Annotated in this window: 13 protein-coding genes; 6 read left to right on the plus strand and 7 right to left on the minus strand. The window is 67.1% G+C overall.

Annotated features, from left to right (window positions below; translation table 11 throughout):
• The first annotated feature begins 48 nt into the window (after positions 1–48).
• Positions 49–1,143 carry a Gfo/Idh/MocA family protein gene (locus tag ACZ5BM_RS10920; protein ID WP_498907965.1) on the plus strand — a complete coding sequence of 365 codons (1,095 nt, stop codon included), beginning with the start codon at positions 49–51 and terminating at the stop codon, positions 1,141–1,143.
• 145 nt (positions 1,144–1,288) lie between these two features.
• On the opposite strand, the gene cysE is transcribed toward ACZ5BM_RS10920, so the two are convergent.
• Positions 1,289–2,050 (minus strand): serine O-acetyltransferase, encoded by a 762-nt coding sequence (gene cysE / locus ACZ5BM_RS10925; RefSeq protein WP_498911592.1) that lies wholly within the window; start codon positions 2,048–2,050, stop codon positions 1,289–1,291.
• A 146-nt stretch (positions 2,051–2,196) separates the two neighbouring features.
• Positions 2,197–3,456, minus strand: coding sequence for a UbiH/UbiF/VisC/COQ6 family ubiquinone biosynthesis hydroxylase (locus ACZ5BM_RS10930; RefSeq protein WP_498907966.1), 1,260 nt, complete (start codon positions 3,454–3,456; stop codon positions 2,197–2,199).
• Between the two features lie 238 nt (positions 3,457–3,694).
• On the opposite strand from ACZ5BM_RS10930, the gene ACZ5BM_RS10935 reads away from it, so the two are divergent.
• Together ACZ5BM_RS10935 and ACZ5BM_RS10940 are read left to right on the plus strand one after the other, a co-directional pair.
• A complete protein-coding gene (locus tag ACZ5BM_RS10935) occupies positions 3,695–4,033 on the plus strand; it encodes a P-II family nitrogen regulator (protein WP_498907967.1) in 339 nt (112 codons plus the stop codon).
• Positions 4,034–4,092: 59 nt separating this feature from the next.
• Positions 4,093–5,415 carry an ammonium transporter gene (locus tag ACZ5BM_RS10940; protein WP_498911594.1) on the plus strand — a complete coding sequence of 441 codons (1,323 nt, stop codon included), beginning with the start codon at positions 4,093–4,095 and terminating at the stop codon, positions 5,413–5,415.
• 69 nt (positions 5,416–5,484) lie between these two features.
• On the opposite strand, the gene ACZ5BM_RS10945 is transcribed toward ACZ5BM_RS10940, so the two are convergent.
• From ACZ5BM_RS10945 to ACZ5BM_RS10960, 4 genes are all read right to left on the minus strand, one after another.
• A complete protein-coding gene (locus ACZ5BM_RS10945) occupies positions 5,485–6,417 on the minus strand; it encodes a type 1 periplasmic-binding domain-containing protein (protein WP_498907968.1) in 933 nt (310 codons plus the stop codon).
• 2 nt (positions 6,418–6,419) lie between these two features.
• The gene (locus ACZ5BM_RS10950) at positions 6,420–8,114 is read right to left on the minus strand and encodes a methyl-accepting chemotaxis protein (protein WP_498907969.1); all 1,695 of its coding nucleotides are present in this window, start codon (positions 8,112–8,114) and stop codon (positions 6,420–6,422) included.
• A gap of 70 nt (positions 8,115–8,184) precedes the next feature.
• Positions 8,185–9,402: an MFS transporter gene (locus tag ACZ5BM_RS10955; protein WP_498907971.1), complete on the minus strand. Its 1,218-nt coding sequence runs from the start codon at positions 9,400–9,402 to the stop codon at positions 8,185–8,187.
• An 18-nt stretch (positions 9,403–9,420) separates the two neighbouring features.
• Positions 9,421–10,275 carry a lipid-binding SYLF domain-containing protein gene (locus ACZ5BM_RS10960; RefSeq protein WP_498907972.1) on the minus strand — a complete coding sequence of 285 codons (855 nt, stop codon included), beginning with the start codon at positions 10,273–10,275 and terminating at the stop codon, positions 9,421–9,423.
• Positions 10,276–10,470: 195 nt separating this feature from the next.
• Here ACZ5BM_RS10960 and ACZ5BM_RS10965 point away from each other — a divergent pair, with 195 nt between their 5' ends.
• Together ACZ5BM_RS10965 and ACZ5BM_RS10970 are read left to right on the plus strand one after the other, a co-directional pair.
• Entirely contained in the window at positions 10,471–12,711 is a 2,241-nt protein-coding gene (locus ACZ5BM_RS10965) for a TonB-dependent receptor (RefSeq protein ID WP_498907973.1), read from the plus strand.
• 58 nt (positions 12,712–12,769) lie between these two features.
• Positions 12,770–13,954, plus strand: a complete 1,185-nt coding sequence (locus tag ACZ5BM_RS10970) for an MFS transporter (RefSeq protein ID WP_498907974.1) — start codon at positions 12,770–12,772, stop codon at positions 13,952–13,954.
• Positions 13,955–13,961: 7 nt separating this feature from the next.
• Here the strand turns inward: ACZ5BM_RS10970 and ACZ5BM_RS10975 are convergent, their stop codons facing one another.
• Positions 13,962–15,038: a Gfo/Idh/MocA family protein gene (locus ACZ5BM_RS10975; protein ID WP_498907975.1), complete on the minus strand. Its 1,077-nt coding sequence runs from the start codon at positions 15,036–15,038 to the stop codon at positions 13,962–13,964.
• 94 nt (positions 15,039–15,132) lie between these two features.
• Between ACZ5BM_RS10975 and ACZ5BM_RS10980 the strand changes: the two genes are divergently transcribed.
• Positions 15,133–16,197 carry an LLM class oxidoreductase gene (locus tag ACZ5BM_RS10980; protein WP_498907976.1) on the plus strand — a complete coding sequence of 355 codons (1,065 nt, stop codon included), beginning with the start codon at positions 15,133–15,135 and terminating at the stop codon, positions 16,195–16,197.
• Positions 16,198–16,203: the final 6 nt, after the last annotated feature.

Below are 16,203 nucleotides of genomic sequence, written 5' to 3' on the forward strand. Positions count from 1 at the left end.
CTCGGCGTCCGAATTCTCCGTTCGAACCTGTTCGAAAGGATGAAACGAATGTCGAGAACGGTACGTGTCGGTCTGATCGGCGCCAATCCGGATGGTGGCTGGGCGCGCGATTCGCATATCCCGGCGCTGCAGGCGCTGGACGGGATCGCGCTGGCGGCCGTTGCCGGACGAAACCAGGCCGGGGCGGATGCGGCCGCGAGGGCGTTCGGCGTTCCGAAGGCGTATGGCAGCGTAGAGGAGATGGCGCGCGACCCTGAGATCGACGTGATCACGGTGGCCGCCACCCTGCCTTCGCACCGGGCGCTGCTGCTGCCGGCGCTGGAAGCCGGCAAGCATGTGTATTGCGAATATCCGCTGGGTCTCGATGCGGGTGAAAGCCGCGATCTGGCCGACGCGGCCGTGGCTTGTGACCGTTTCGGGATGATCGGCCTGCAGGCACGGGCGAACCCTGCGCTGCGGGACGCGCGACGTCGGCTGGCGTCCGGCGCGCTCGGACGCGTGCTGTCGGCGCGCGTGCTGTCCACCACGGCAGGTTTCGGCCCGGAGGTGTCGCGATCGCTGGCTTACACGGAGGAGCCGACGAACGGCGTGACTCTGGTCAGCATCCAGGCCGCGCACACGATCGACGCGACGATCGCGCTACTGGGCGGACTGGACAGGCTGCAGGCGCTTGCCAGCCGGCAGTTCCCACGCATCCGCATCGATGACGGCGACGCGGAACCGAGACGAACGTTCGATCACTTGCTGGTCCAGGCGAGAACGGCCGACGGCGCGCCCCTGTCGATCGAGGTTGCCGGCGGTCGGGGCGAAAGCACGCCGTTCCATCTGGAAGTGATCGGCGAGCGGGGTACGCTGGAGCTGGAAGGCGGCGCGCCGCGCGGCTTTCAGGCCGGTCGGCTGGTTCTGCGCATCGACGGCGTCGAGCTGGCGGTGGACGAGGGCGCGCTGACTTCGCTGCCGGACGCCGCGCTGAATGTGGCGGCCAGCTATGCCGCGCTGCGCGATGCGATTCTCGGCGGCAGGGACATTGGCGCCGGCGTCGGATTCGACCATGCCGCCCGGCTGGCGACGCTGATCGCGGACGCGCAGCGCTCGTCCGCGAGCGGGGAGCGTGTCGAGGCCGGATCCTGGCCGCTCGCCTGAGACCTGGCGGCGCGTCCCGCCCGGCCGCGCTGCACGGACCCCGCGGCGGGCGTCCTGGGGTCTGGCCTGACCGGGGACCGGGCGCCGTTCGCGCCCGCGGGGGCGGGTCGGCGGCGGTGCGTGGTCCTTCGCCGGTTCCCGAGGGTCAGATCATGTAGTCCACCGGAGGCAGGGTCTGGTCCATGGTGAGAGAGGGCATGTTCAGGTGCCGCGTGCCCACCGGGCGGGCCGGGTTGCCGACCACCGTGGTGTAGGGCCTGACCGCTTCCAACACCACGGCGCCCGCGCCCACCTTGGCGCATTCGCCGATCTCGATGTTGCCGAGAATCTTGGCGCCCGCGCCGATCAGCACGCCGCGTCGGATCTTCGGGTGCCGGTCGCCGACATTCTTGCCCGTGCCGCCGAGCGTCACGCCCTGGAGCATGGACACGTCGTCCTCCAGAACGGCGGTCTCGCCGATCACGATGCCGGTGCCGTGATCGATCAGCACGCGCCGTCCGATGCGCGCGGCCGGATGCACGTCGAGGCCGAACATCTCCGAGCAGCGGCTCTGCAGGTGCTGCGCCAGATGGCGGCGTCCGTTCACCCACAGGAAATGCGCCACGCGATAGATCTGCAGCGCCTGGAAACCTTTGAAGTACAGGAACGGGGTGACGAAATCCGGGCAGGCCGGATCGCGCTCGCGGATCGCCACCAGATCGGCCGCCGCCGCCGCGACGATGTCCGGATCGGCCGCATGCGCCGACGCCGCCAGTTCGCACAGCGCTTCGGCCGGCACCGTGAGATCGGCCAGCTTGCGTCCGATCAACCCCGCCAGGGCGTTGGCGAAACCGTCATGCGCGTGGATCGACGTGCGCATCAGACGGCCCATGATCGGGTCGCCGCAGCACGCCGCCTCGTCGATCATCTGCCGCCACAGAAGCGCCTGATCGATCGGCGCGGCGCCGGTGGGGCCGAGTGCGGAAGCGCGTGTGGAGCCGCCCTGTTCGCGGGTCTCGGCGAGTGCGGCGGAAGAGGCGGCGTCGTCCATGAGCGGGAAACCCGAATCGCTGATCAAGGAGAGGGCAGATGGGGAGCCGAAGCCGGTCCGGCCAGGGTGGCCGGCCGTCGGTCGCCCATCGCCGCGCGCATGAAGGCCCGGCGCAGCGGCGGCAGGCGATGCACGCCGGCGATGCCGAGATCGCGCGCCAGACGGATCACCGGATTGTCGTTGCTGAACAGGCGGTCCAGCACGTCGGTCGCGGCGAGCATGGCGAGATTGGCCGGACGGCGCTCGGCCTGATACCGGCGCAACAGCGCCGGATCGCCCAGATCGCCGCCGGCCCGATGCGACGCGATCAGAATGTCCGACAGGCTGGCGACGTCTCGGAAGCCGAGATTGAGCCCTTGCCCTGCGATCGGATGGATGCCGTGCGCGGCGTCGCCGATCAGCGCCAGCCGCGTATCCACGTAGCGATGGGCGTACATGGCGCTGAGCGGATAGGTCCAGCGTCGCCCGAGCGGACGCACCTGGCCCAGATGGTCGCCGAGCCGACGCTGCACCTCCCGGGCGAAGGCGTCCTCCGGCAGGGCGGCGAAACGCTCGATCAGCGCATCCGCGTCGCTCCAGACGATGGCCGACAGGTTCGGTGCCCCTTCGGTCGGCGCCATGGGGAGCTGTGCGAACGGTCCGCCGGGCAGGAAATGTTCCAGCGCCTGATTGTTGTGCGGCTTCTCGTGCGCGACGGCGCAGACGAGGCCGCGCTGGCCGTAGCGCAGACGCGTCACCGGAATACCGGCCTGTTTCCGCAGCGGGCTTTCCCGTCCTTCCGCCGCCACCACGAGCCGGGCGGCGATCTCGCGTCCATCTGTGGTGCGGAGCAGGGCGCCGCTTGCGCGTCGCTGCACGTGAGCCTCTGTGGGGGCGATCACCTGCACGCTCGGGTGCTGGTGCAGCGTGGCGTTCAGCGCCACACGCAGCGCGCGGGCTTCCGCCATCCAGCCGAACGGCGCGCCCACCTCGCGATGATCGAAATGGAGAAACAGGGGCGAGGCGGGACGGCCGGGCTTGCCGTCCGACACGCGGATATCCTCGATCGGGCAGGAGGGCAGCGGCAGATTGGCCCAGACCCCCGCGTCTTCCAGTAGTGTCCGGTTGCCGGACGCGATCGCATAGGCGCGGCCGTCGAAATCCGGGTGCTCCATCGGCGGCAGGGCGGCGCGGTCGATGATCGCGACGGGCACGCCGGCAGCGCCGAGGCGACAGGCCAGGGTGGCGCCGACCGGACCGGCACCCACCACGCAGACCGCGACTTCGATGGTTCCCTGGGACATCAACACTTCACCTTAGATTGATCTGGGGGCCAATGCCCGTTTTACAGGCAATGGCGCGCCCGGCCCCGCGATTGCGGCCGTGTGGTAGGCACCAGCCGGCGCCGACCGCGTCAAGTGGCATGGATTTTGAAACGGTAGCGTGCCAAATCGGGACAACTCCGGCGCGGCGTTGGAGAAACAAGCCCGACAGGCATCGCAAAACGGTGTCGCCGATCGGTTGGCATAAGAGAGAGGTGCGATGAAGCTCGTCACAGCAGTCATCAAACCCTTCAAGCTCGATGACGTGAGGGAAGCGCTGACGCCGCTCGGTGTCCAGGGCCTGACCGTCTCCGAGGTGAAGGGGTTCGGCCGACAGAAGGGCCAGACCGAGATCTATCGCGGCGCCGAATACCACGTGAGCTTCCTGCCCAAGGTGAAGATCGAAGTGGCCGTGTCCGACGATCTGGTGGACCAGGTGGTGGAGGCGATCCTCCAATCCGCCCATACCGGTAAGATCGGCGACGGCAAGATCTTCGTGACGGACATCCAGCGCGCGGTCCGTATCCGCACGCGTGAGACGGGAGACGACGCGCTGTGAGCCATCGTCCCGCGTCTTCCCGCCTCGGCCGCACCGCGCTCGGCGCCGGTGCCGGCGCGATCGCCGTGCTGGCGGCGTTTCCGGCCCTGGCCGCCGTGGCGCCCCCGCCGCCGCCCAAGATCGACAGCGGCGACACCGCCTGGATGCTGACGTCCACGGCGCTGGTTCTGCTGATGACCGTGCCGGGCCTGGCGCTCTACTACGCCGGCATGGTGCGCAAGAAGAACGTGCTCGCCACGCTGATGCAGGCTTTTGCGATCTGCTGCCTCATCACCCTCGTCTGGACGGTGGTCGGCTATTCGCTCACCTTCACCACCGGAAACCCCTATATCGGCGATTTCTCGCGCGTGATGCTCAACGGTATCGGCGCCAACATCTCCAAGGGCAGCGACATCGGATTCACCCTCGGGCTCGGATCGTCCAACGCGACGGTCATGACGATCCCCGAGAGCGTCTACATGATGTTCCAGATGACCTTCGCGATCATCACCCCGGCCCTGATCGCCGGTGCGTTCGCGGACCGCATGAAGTTCTCCGCCATGTGCATCTTCATGGTGCTGTGGTCGATCGTGGTCTACGCCCCGATCGCGCACTGGGTCTGGAGCCCGGTCGGCTGGGTCGCCGGCTTCGGCGCCATCGACTTCGCGGGCGGCACCGTGGTGCACATCAATGCAGGCATCGCCGGCCTGATGTGCGCGCTGGTGCTCGGCAAGCGCAAGGGCCTCGGCCATGACGACATGTCGCCCTACAACCTGACCTACGCCGTGATCGGCGCGTCGCTGCTCTGGGTGGGCTGGTTCGGCTTCAATGCCGGCTCCGCCGTGGGCTCCAACGGCCGCGCCGGCATGGCGATGGCCGTGACGCAGATCGCCACCGCGGCGGCGGCGCTCGGCTGGATGTTCGTGGAATGGATCGTCAAGGGCAAACCGACGGTGCTGGGTATCATCTCCGGCGCCGTGGCGGGTCTCGTGGCCATCACCCCGGCGTCCGGCTTCGTGCTGCCGGGGGCTTCGATCATCATCGGTCTCGCCGCCGGCGTGGGCTGCTACTTCGCGGCCACCACGCTGAAGCATGCGCTCGGCTATGACGACAGCCTGGACTGTTTCGGCGTCCATGGCGTGGGCGGCATCATCGGCGCCTTGCTGACCGGCGTGTTCGCCTATGGCCCGCTCTCGGCCACGGACGCCAGCCCGGCCGGCACGGTGGGCAGCTTCGCGCAGCTCATCATCCAGGCCAAGGCGGTGCTCATCACCCTGGTCTGGAGCGGCGGCATCAGCTTCATCCTGCTCAAGATCATCGACCTCACCGTCGGGCTGCGCGTCAGCCACGACTACGAGATTGAAGGTCTGGACATGACGCTGCACGGCGAACGCATCAACTGATCCGGGCGATTCTCGTCCGCATGCGGGACAGGGCGGCCTTCGGGCCGCCCTTTTTCGTTGCGGCCCGTTTTACGGCGTACTCGCCACCAGCTGGAACGGCGCCCAATCATATTGCGGCACGGGCTGGTGGCCGATCAGCTTGAACACATCCACCACAGCTTCCTCGCCCTGTTGAACCGGGTCCTGTCTGACCGTCAGGGACAGATGGTGTTCCGCCATCGCCTGCAGCGCCTCGGGACTGGCGTCCACGCCGGCGATCAGCGGCGCCGCGCCCTGTCCGCCCGCCGCGACCCAGCCGGCATAGGCGCCCAAGGCCATTTCGTCGTTGTTGGCAGCCACGGCGTCGATCCGCGTGCCGCTCCGCACCCAGCCGGCCATCAGATCGGCGGCCTTCGCGCGGTTCCAGCCCGCTTCGCCCTGCTCCACCACATGGATGTCGGGATAGCGACGCAGGATCTCCCGGATACCGCGCGTGCGCTGGGTCGCCGCCGTGAAGCTGCTGGGACCGGTGATGATGGCGAGATTGCCGTGCCCGCTCATGCGCGCGGCCAGGATGTGCATCTGCAGCCGTCCTGCCACCAGCTCGTTCGGAATCGCCATCACGATCCGGCCCGGCAGCCAGTCCACCTGGGGACCGTTGTTGATCAGGACAACGGGGACATCGGCCGCCCGCGCTCGCGCCGTGAAGCCTCCCGCTTTGTCCGCATCCATCGGGATCACGATCAGACCGGTCACGCCGGACCGGATCATGTCGGCGATGTCCGCGTTCTGCCGGTCGACATCGCCATCGGGCGCGATCGCCACGCGAAGCGTGGCCCCAGGAGTTTCGCTCACCTTCCGCTGGATGGCGTCGCGCATGCGGGTGCGGAACGGGTCCAGGGTCGGGATCGACAGGCCGATCGTCGGGGTCTCCTCCGCCTGCGCGGCGACGGGAACGATCGAGATGACCAGCGCGAACAGGCCTGCACCAAGCGGAAACGACATCCGGAATACGCTGCGCATGATCAGGCCGCCTGCATCTGGTCGATGAAGCCGCCGATCTCGTTCGACAGCAGGGTCGATTGGGTGGAGATGTCGCGGGCGCAATGGCTGACGCGATCGGCGGTCTCGCCGTTCTGCACGGCCGCCACACGCACCGAATCCGTATTGCGCGCCACAAGGCGGGAGCGTTGCGTCGTGTTGTTCAGACTTCGCGCGATCTCTTGGGTAGTGGCATTCTGTTCCGTCATGGCGGCGGCGATCGCGCCGCAGGTGGCGCTGACCGTATCGATATGGCGTACGATCCGCTGCGTGGAATGCTGCACGGCACCGACGCCCTGGCGAATGTTGTCGATGCCGCCGGTCACCTGTTCCGCCGCCCTGGCCGTATCCAGTGCCAGTTGCTTGACCTCGGAGGCGACCACGGCGAATCCCCGCCCGGCTTCGCCGGCGCGGGCCGCTTCGATGGTCGCGTTCAACGCCAGCAGGTTGGTCTGCTGCGCGATGCCCAGGATCATCTGCACGATCGTGCTGGCTCGTTCCGCTTCCTCGGCCAGGGTCGCAACCGCACCATCGGACGTTCTGGCCTCGGTCGCGGCATTGACGATCACCTGGGCGGTATCCGTCACCTGACGATCGATCTCGGCGATCGCCGCCGAAAGCTCTTCCGTCGCGGCCGCGATGTTCTGCATGTCGCCGTCGGTCTCGATCGCGGCATGGGAGGCTTCGCCGGCCTGTTCGCGCGTCTGCGACGCGGCGGTCGACATGGAGGCGGAGCTTTCGCCCAATTCCCGCGACGCGATATCGAGCGTTCCGATCAGCGAGGAGAATCGCGTCTGGAACTCGCCGGCGACGCGCTCCATTCGGGCGGCGCGCGCTTCCCTGATGTTTTGCGCTTCCGTGCGTTCGGCACCGAGCGTCTCGTTCTCGATCAGCCCGCACTGGAAGACCCGCACCGCACGCGCCATGTCGCCGATCTCGTCGGCGCGCGCGGTGAACGGGATTTCCACCCCGGTATCGTGGCCGGCGAGGCGCCGCATCACCGCCGTCATTGCCAGAATCGGCCGGGTGATTCGCGCCGACATCATCATGGCGATCCCGATTCCGGCCGCGGCGATCACCGCCATCGCCACGAGGATGCCGATGGCGGCCGATCGGGTCGCGGCGGCAGCATCGTCGGTCTGCTGCTGCGCCTCGGCGTTCTTCATCGCGAGCAAACGGGCGATGGCACCGGCAAATGCGATGGCATCGTCATGCAGGTCCTCGAAGACCACCGCATCCGCGATGGCATGTTCGCCCGCATCGTCCAAAGCCACGATATCCTGCTCGACCGCCATGAAGTGTTGCCACTTCTCATGGAGATCGGACGCCATGGCCTGTTCCTCGGCGCCCGAGATCGTCGGCGCGTAGCGGCTCCAGCCTTCCGAGAACGAGCCCTCCAACCGTTTCAACTCACGGCGATTGTTCGCGCGCTCTTCCGCGGATGGGCTTTCATGCATCAGCAGCGCAGCATTGCGCATCTGCTGGCTTTCGTTGGCCATCCGGCTCAACACCTGCACTTCCGCGAACCGGACCGCCAAGGCATGCGATGCGCTTCCGATCCGATGGATATGCAGCAGCGCGAACAGGCCGAGGACGACGCTGAGCGAACACAGGAGCACAAGTGCCGCGTTGATGACCGCGCGAACAGTCCAGCCATGGAAAGAAAAGCGATTGACCACGTGAGCCATCCCGTAACGAAGCACAGCGAGGATGGTCCCGAATTAATGAAGATTTCGTTATGTCGGTGAATTAAGTTCTGCCGACCGCGTCGTCGCGGCGTTCGTCCATCCCGCGTGTCTCGCCCAGCCGAAACGCCAGCGCCGTCGCCATCAGGGCCGGCACGCCCATCAACAGAAACGCGATCCGCCAGCCGGCCGCATGCGCCAGCATGCCGCCGAACACGCCGGACAGAGCGCCGCCGATACCGGACAGCGTATTCAGCAGGCCGATCGCGGTCTGCGTCCGGCCGCTGCCCCAGGTGATGTCCGCCACCAGGATCGGGATCGCCACGCCGATCAGGCCGGACGAGATCCCATCCAGTATTTCAGCCGGCAAAAGGCTCCAAGGGCCGATGCAGAACGCGCACAGAACGGCACGCAGCGGGGTCGCGGCGCAGGCGATCAGCAGCAGCCGGCGGCGCCCCTTGCGATCGGCCAGAGACCCGGCCCACAGCGCTACCGGGATCATGGTCGCCTGCGCCACGATCACGAACACGGCCATCCAGCTCTGCCGTTCCACCTCGCCCACGCTCAGGCGCTGTCCCATCAGGGACAGCAGCGCGCCGTTGGACAGGTTGAACAACCCCAGGGTCAGCGCCATCAGCGCCAGCTTGCGGTTGCGCAGAAGCGCGAATACGCGCTGCCCCCGTTTCGTCCGGGCGGACGGCTCGCCCGGGCCATGCGCGCGTTCGGTGTCGAACCCGCCGCGCGGCAGCAGCGCAGCGATCAGGGCGGCCGCCAGACCCATGCCGGCCAATACCCAGAATGCCGCGCCGGCGCCCAGCGCCCCGTCCAGCGCCAATACCAGACCGGCAGCCAGAAGGATGCCGGCATGGTTCGCAGCTTGATTGATGCCTTGCTGGCGGGGGAAACCTTTCTTGCCGACGGTGCCCAAGGTGAGCAGCGTCAGCCCCGGTACCACCAGCGCACCGCCTGCCGTGGCGATCGCCAGACTGCCGATCACGCCGGGCATGCCGGTCGCCAGCAGCACCATCAGCGTGCCGCATACGATCGCGAGGCAGGAAGCGGCCAGAAGCAGGCGCGGCGACCGGGTCTGGTCCACCAGCAAGCCGGCCGGCGCGTTCATGCCGAGCCCGGCCAGTCCCACCACGGTAGTGACGATGCCGATCCGCCCCGGCCCCCAATGGGCGTGGGCGGTCAGATAGGTGGCCAGGAACGGGCCGAGCCCGCCCTGGATGTCGCCGGCGAAGACGTTCAGCAGCGCCAGATAGACGATCGCGCCGCCCATGATGCCGATCGTCCTGGATCAGCGCGGCGGCGGCAGGCTCTGTTCCTGGACGGCACCGGTGGGCGCGATCTGCATCGGCCCGTTGGCGTTGGTCGGCGTCGTGGCGCCATAGCTGCCGGGCGCCGTAGACGGCAGTCCTGCCGCCGGCGTGGCGGCCGCGGAGCCGAAGCGCATCAGGGTCGAGCGCAGCGGGTCGGCGCCGGGATTGTTCACCCGCATCGCCACAAGAATATCTTCCGGGCCGACCGGCTGGCCATAATAGGCGCGGTCTCCGGCACTGTCGGAGCTGATCATCGAGCCCTGCAGCGCGATGCCGGCGAACAGTCCCTTGGCCTTCTCGACCGCCACGATATCGGCGCGAAGCGCGGCCGTGGTGGCGCCTTCCATGCCGGCACCCAACGTCGCGATGGCGATGGAGGCGTCGGCGCCGATCTTGAATTGGCTGTCCATCATCGCCGTCAGACCCTTGCGGGTCATGATGAACATCATCAGCTCGGCATCCTGGATGCCGGCCTGGAACCCGAGGCTGCCCGAACTCATCGAATAGAAGGCCGGGGCGGACCAGGAGCCGCCGCCGTCGCGTGCCAGCATCACGCAGCCGCCGCCCGATCCGGCCAACAGGAAGCCCATGCGGAAGATGCTCGGGCAGATCATCACCGCCTTGGCGCGGGCGAGATACCGCTGCGCCTGGCCGCCATTCTGGTGCCAGTCGAGCACGTCCTGCGCCGTCAACGTCGAGCGATCCACCAACGCCTGCTGTTTCTGCTGCCGTTCGGCGGTCGGCATGCTGCTGTCGGCGCAGCCCGCCAGCCCCGCCAGCGCCATCACCAAAGCAGCGGACCGCATGGCGCTCCTGCCCAGCACGAAAGCCATCTCGGTTCTTCTCCCCATCGCCGCCTCAGCAGACGAGCAAACTGTGCCGAAACAATGGCCTCCGCGACGTGCTTCACGCAAGCTGCCCACCCGGTAGCCCATATGCCCATCGGGTATCAGACGACGCGAGATTGACCGCGTGCCGAAAGGACAATATCAAAACAACGAAACGAATACGTAATACGAGACGATCCCATGCGCGGCCTCCGCTCCCCTGCGTTTCTCGGCGGCGCGTCCGTCCTCGCCTTGATTTCCGGCTTCGACGCGTCCGCCGCCACGCCGCCGGAAGATGCGGGCGAAACCGTCACCGTCACGGCGCGAAGACGCGCGGAGCCGCTGCAGAAGACGCCCGTCGCGGTCACGGTGATCACGGCGAAGCAAGCAGCGACGACCGATACGCATGACCTCCAGGGCATCCTCGCCGCAGTGCCCTCGGCCAGCTTCCGCACCAACAGCTCCAGCAAGGACCGGACCGTGTTCGTGCGCGGCATCGGCACCATTTCCACATCTCCGGGCGTGGAGCCCTCCGTGTCCACCGTGATCGATGGGGTGGTGATGGCGCGGTCGGGGCAGGCGACGCAGGATCTGATCGATCTGCAGCAGATCGAGGTGCTGCGCGGCCCGCAAGGCACCTTGTTCGGTAAGAACGCCACCGCAGGCGCCGTGAACATCACCACCGCCGCACCCACCAGCGCATTCCACGCCTATACGGACGCATCCTATTTCTCCGGCAACGAGTATCGCGTCGCGGCCGGCGTCTCGGGAACGCTGGTGGAGAACCGGCTCGTCGCCAATCTCGGAATCATGGCCGGCGGGTTCGACGGTAACGTCGACAACGCCACGCTTGGGCGCCAGGTGAACGGATATGCGCATCAGGGCTTCCGCTCCAAGCTGCTCTGGACGCCGGATACCGAAACGCGCGTGACGCTCGGGCTCGACTTTCTGCACGAGAACGATCCTGTTCCGAACGGCGTGTTCGTATCTTCGGGTCAGATCGCCTATCCGACCGGCATCTTCACCAACAACGCGTCGTTGTCCCGTGCGCTCGCTTCGGCAGGGATCGCGCCGTCGCGCAACAACGACACGGTGGCGAACAATCTCGATAGCCGGTCGCGCGATCGGGAAGGTGGCGTGTCGCTCACGGCCGAACGCAATCTCGGCGGCGGCGCCACACTGACCTCGATCACCGCCTATCGACGCTGGCAGAATACCCAGGACCAGGATTACGACCAGCTCGCATCCGCGTTCGCGGGTCTGCCGCAGATCGCCGATCACGGAACATTGGACCTGTCGCAGGTGTCGGAGGAGTTGCGTTTCCAGTCCCGCAAGGGGGGCTGGATCGATTACACCGGTGGCGTCTTCTACCTGCATACCGACGACGACGAATCCTACGATCGCGCATTCGGCACCGTCACCGGCCAAACCGCCGACGGGCACGCCGTGTTCGACACGCGCACCAATAATGCGGCCGCCTTCGCCGAAGGAAACGTCAATTTCACCCCGACATTCCGCGCCATCCTCGGCGCACGCGTGATCTATCAGGACGTGGACTACGATTTCACCCGTCGCTCCTCCTCGGCGGTGGCGGTCACGGGCATCCGGCCCGGTTTCGCTTCCAGCGGCACCACGGACGATGTCGGTTACGTGGATCGGATCGGCCTGCAATACGACGTGTCGCCGAACACCCACGCCTATTTCACCTACTCGCGTGGTTATCAGGGTCCGGCTTACAACGTCTTTTTCAACATGCAGAAATCCGATACCGGGGCGCTCAAACCGGAAACCAATAACAGCTTCGAGATCGGTTTGAAGACGCAGGCTCTGCACCAGCGACTCACCGCCAACTTCGCTGCTTTCATCGAGGACTTCTCGAACTATCAAGCCAATTTCACCGATCAGATCGCCGGCGGCCTGGTCACGCGACTGATCAATGCCGGCAGCGTTTCCACGAAAGGTGTCGAGAGCGACCTTTCGTTCCGGGTCGACCGGCATCTGACGCTCGGTGCCAACGTCGCCTACACCTACGCGGCGATCGACGATTTCGCCTGCCCGCTCGGCGCGCCGACCTCCTGCAACGTGAATGGCCAGCGCCTGCCGTTCGCGCCGCGCTGGAAGGCGCATTTGTCCGCGGACTATACCCAGCCTCTGTCGCAGCGTTACCAGCTCTCCGGCGGCAGTACCTATGATTGGCAGAGCAGTACGCAATTCTCGCTGGCGCAGACGCCGGGTACCGTGCAGGGCGCCTACGGAATCTGGAATCTCTACGTCACCTTCGCCGATCTCGATGCGCGCTGGCGCATTACTGGCATCCTGCGCAATACGCTCGATACGCATTATTCCGCTTACCGCGCCTTGGGAAATCTCGGCGGCACCGTGGCGTGGCTTGGCCGCGACTATGGCCGCTACGGCGGCTTCACGCTGCACAAGGATTTCTGATCGGACACCGATCGTGACTGCACAGTCCGAAACAAGGCAGAGACGGTTACGCGCGGCGGTGATCGCGGCCCTCGTGCTGGCGACGATGGTGGGCTACGCCGATCGCCAGGTGTTGGCGTTGCTGAAACCGGTGCTGGATCGTCAGCTCGGCTGGAGTGCGGCGCAGTACGGCGCGATCTCCGCCACATTCCAGATCGCGCTCGCTTTCAGCCTTCTTCTGGCCGGATGGATCGTGGACCGGATCGGGCCACGTCTGGCGCTGGGCGCCGGTCTGGTCGGCTGGAGCCTGTTCGCCGCGGCGCATGCACTGGCCCGTACCGTCCCGGTATTCGTTGTTCTGCGCGGCGGACTCGGCGTTTTCGAAGCCGTGGGTACGCCGGCGACCATGGCAGCGGTGGCGGCCTTGTTTCCGGACACCCTGCGCGGTCGGGTGATCGGGTTGCTGAATGCCGTGCCGAACGCGGCGGCGATGCTCACCCCCGTCCTGGTCGGTATGCTGTTTCCCCAGGTCGGCTGGACCGGAACGGTGGCGGCGATCGGCGCCAGCGGACTCGTCCTGGCCGTGTTCTGGTTCGCTCTGCGTCTCGATACGTTGCAGGCTAAGAGAGACTCCGTGCCTGCTCCGTCGGACGCCGCGATAGCGAACCCGGCGAGGGGATGGCGTCCCGTGGCGGCATTCGCGCTCGGCAAGACGCTCACCGATCCGGTCTGGTGGTTCATGCTGTACTGGCTGCCGGATCTGCTGCATCGCCGCTTCGGGCTCGACACGGCACATCTGCCTCTGCCGCTGGTGGCGATCTACGCGGCCGCGGCAGCAGGGTCCTTGCTGTCGGGGCTCTGGCCGGCGCGGCTCGTGCGTACGGGCATGACTCCGGAATCAGCACGTCGACGGATGCAGATCCTCGCCGCGTTCGTGGTGATGCCGTTGCCGCTTTGCCTGCTGCCGTCGGCGGGACTCGTCATCACCGTCGCGCTGATCGGGCTGGCGCTGTTCGGCCACCAGGCCTTCGCCACGTCCCTGTTCAGCTTCGTATCGGAGCGTATTCCCGCCGCGCGTGTCGGCCGCGTGGCGGGGCTGGGCGCGTTCTGCGGCAACGCCGCCGGGGCCGCGGCGCTCTGGGGCGCCAGCCGCCTGCTGGGCGCAGGCGGTGGTCTGCTGCCGATCCTGCTCTATGCCGCCTTGGCCTATGCGGTCGCGGCCGTTTCGTTCGCCGCGCTGGTGCCCGCGCGAGATGCGCGCTGAAACAACGCTACAACACCTCGTCGATCGCCACGGCGCGATGCTCGGCCGCGCTGCGTTCTGCGGCAACACCCATCGCCACCGCCAGCAACCCGTCTCGCGCCGTGACCTGAACGGGGCCGTGCCCGTTCACCGCATCGAGAAACGCCAGCAATTGGCCGTAGCTGGCGCCATGATGGTTGCCGGCCGCCAGGGCGCGCGCATCCACAGCGACGTGTTCGCGCTCAACTCGTTTCGGCGCATCCAGCGCCACACGCGGCGAGACGGTCTTGATGCCGCTTGGAATGCCCACCTCCAGCATGGCCGCGTCTCCGATCGCGGTGATGCGTTCCTGTTCCTGCGCGCCATCCGCGAACATGCACAGATCCAGCATCGCACGGACGCCGTTGTCGAACTCGACGATGGTGAAACTGTTGTCGATGATGTCGGGAGTCTGGCCGTTGTAGCGCTCGTCGCGGTGGTTCACGTCGGCGGCGCCGGAACAGAACACGCGCACCGGCTCGGCACGCACCATATGACGCATCAGATCGAAGAAATGGCAGCATTTCTCGACCATGGTCCCTCCGGTATTGCGATTGAACCTGTTCCAGTCTCCGACTTTGGTAAGAAACGGAAAACGGTGCTCGTGCAGCGCCACGCGTCGCAGAGTTCCGGCGCGCCCGTCATGCAGGTCGTCAATGAACGACCGCACGGGCGGCATGAAGCGGTATTCCATCGCCACCCAGAACACGCCCCGGCTGCGGGCATCCGCGCGATCGGCGACGGCGCGCGCATCCGCGACCGTGGTGCAGAGCGGTTTCTCGCAGAGGATATGCAGATCGGTGTCGAGCAGCCTGTCCAGCACGCCGTGATGGGTATGGTTGGGCGAACACACGATCACCGCATCAAGGCCGCCCGCGCTGAGCATCGGCTCGACCCCGTCGAAGGCCGGAACCTGCGCGCCGCCGTCGCCGAGGGTGCGACGGGCCCAGGCGATCGAGTCAGGAACGGGATCGGCCAGAGCCGCGACCTGCAGGCCCGGCACCAGAGCCAGAGTGCGGAGATGCTCCTGGGCCATCAGACCCGTACCCACGATGCCGAAGCGCATGTTGGTTTCTTCCCTCGATTGTAGTGCGTGCAATACCGTCCGAGCGCGGAATGGTCTATGCACGACGAAAGAGCGTGGAACGGAGATCGAACGGATGGAGAGAAGCTGCGAGGTCGCCTGGTTCGCGGCGCTGTGCGACGACGACTACGAGTTCCTGGGCGTTGCAGATCCGGCGTTGCGATCGAGCTGGACCCATTGCCGGGACATCGCGCTCGCTGCCGAGAGCGGCGGTTTCGACCGCATTCTGCTGCCCTCCGGCTACAAGCTCGGCATCGACGGCGCCGCCTTCGCAGGCGGCATGGCGCCGCTGCTCAGCCGCCTCCGCCTGTTGCTGGCGATCCGCACCGGAGAGCTGTGGCCGCCGCAACAGGCGCGCCAGATCGCCACGCTCGACCAGATGCTGCAGGGCCGGCTCGACATCAACATCATCTCTTCCGACTTGCCCGGCGAGACCCTGGACAGCGCGCCGCGCTATCGGCGCACGCTTGAGGCGATGCAGATCCTGCGTGCGCTGCTGGAAGGACGTGCGCTCGACCACCATGGCGAGCATTACCGGTTCGCGGTGGAGCCGCCGCGCCTTTGCCCACCCGGCAGCGCTTCTCCCTTGTTCTATTTCGGCGGCCTGTCGGAGGCCGCGCGGGACACTGCAGCCGCCGGCGCGGACATCTATCTGATGTGGCCGGACCGGCTCGAGACCGTACGCGCCATCATCGCCGATATGCGACGACGGGCCACCGCGCGAGGCCGCTCGCTGCGCTTCGGTTATCGCGTGCATGTGGTGGTGCGTGAAACCGAGGATCTGGCCCGCGCGGCGGCGGAACGGTTGCTGTCACGGCTCGATGCGGCCGAAGGGGCCGCGATCCGTGCGCGCTCTCTGGACAGCGCCTCCGCCGGCGTCGCCCGGCAGGCCGAACTGCGCGAGGACGCGGACCGCGACGGCTATGTCGAGGCCCATCTCTGGACCGGGATCGGCCGTGCCCGATCCGGCTGCGGTGCCGCCATCGTGGGCGATCCGGATCAGGTCCTCGCCAAGCTCCGCGCCTATCAGGAGGCCGGGATCGACGCGTTCATCCTCTCCGGCTATCCGCACGCCGCCGAAGCGGACCTGTTCGCCCGCCACGTGCTGCCGCGGCTGAACCACGCGCCGATCGGGCGATAGAACGGT

The organism is Lichenicola sp. GTC18331 (genome assembly GCF_055386855.1).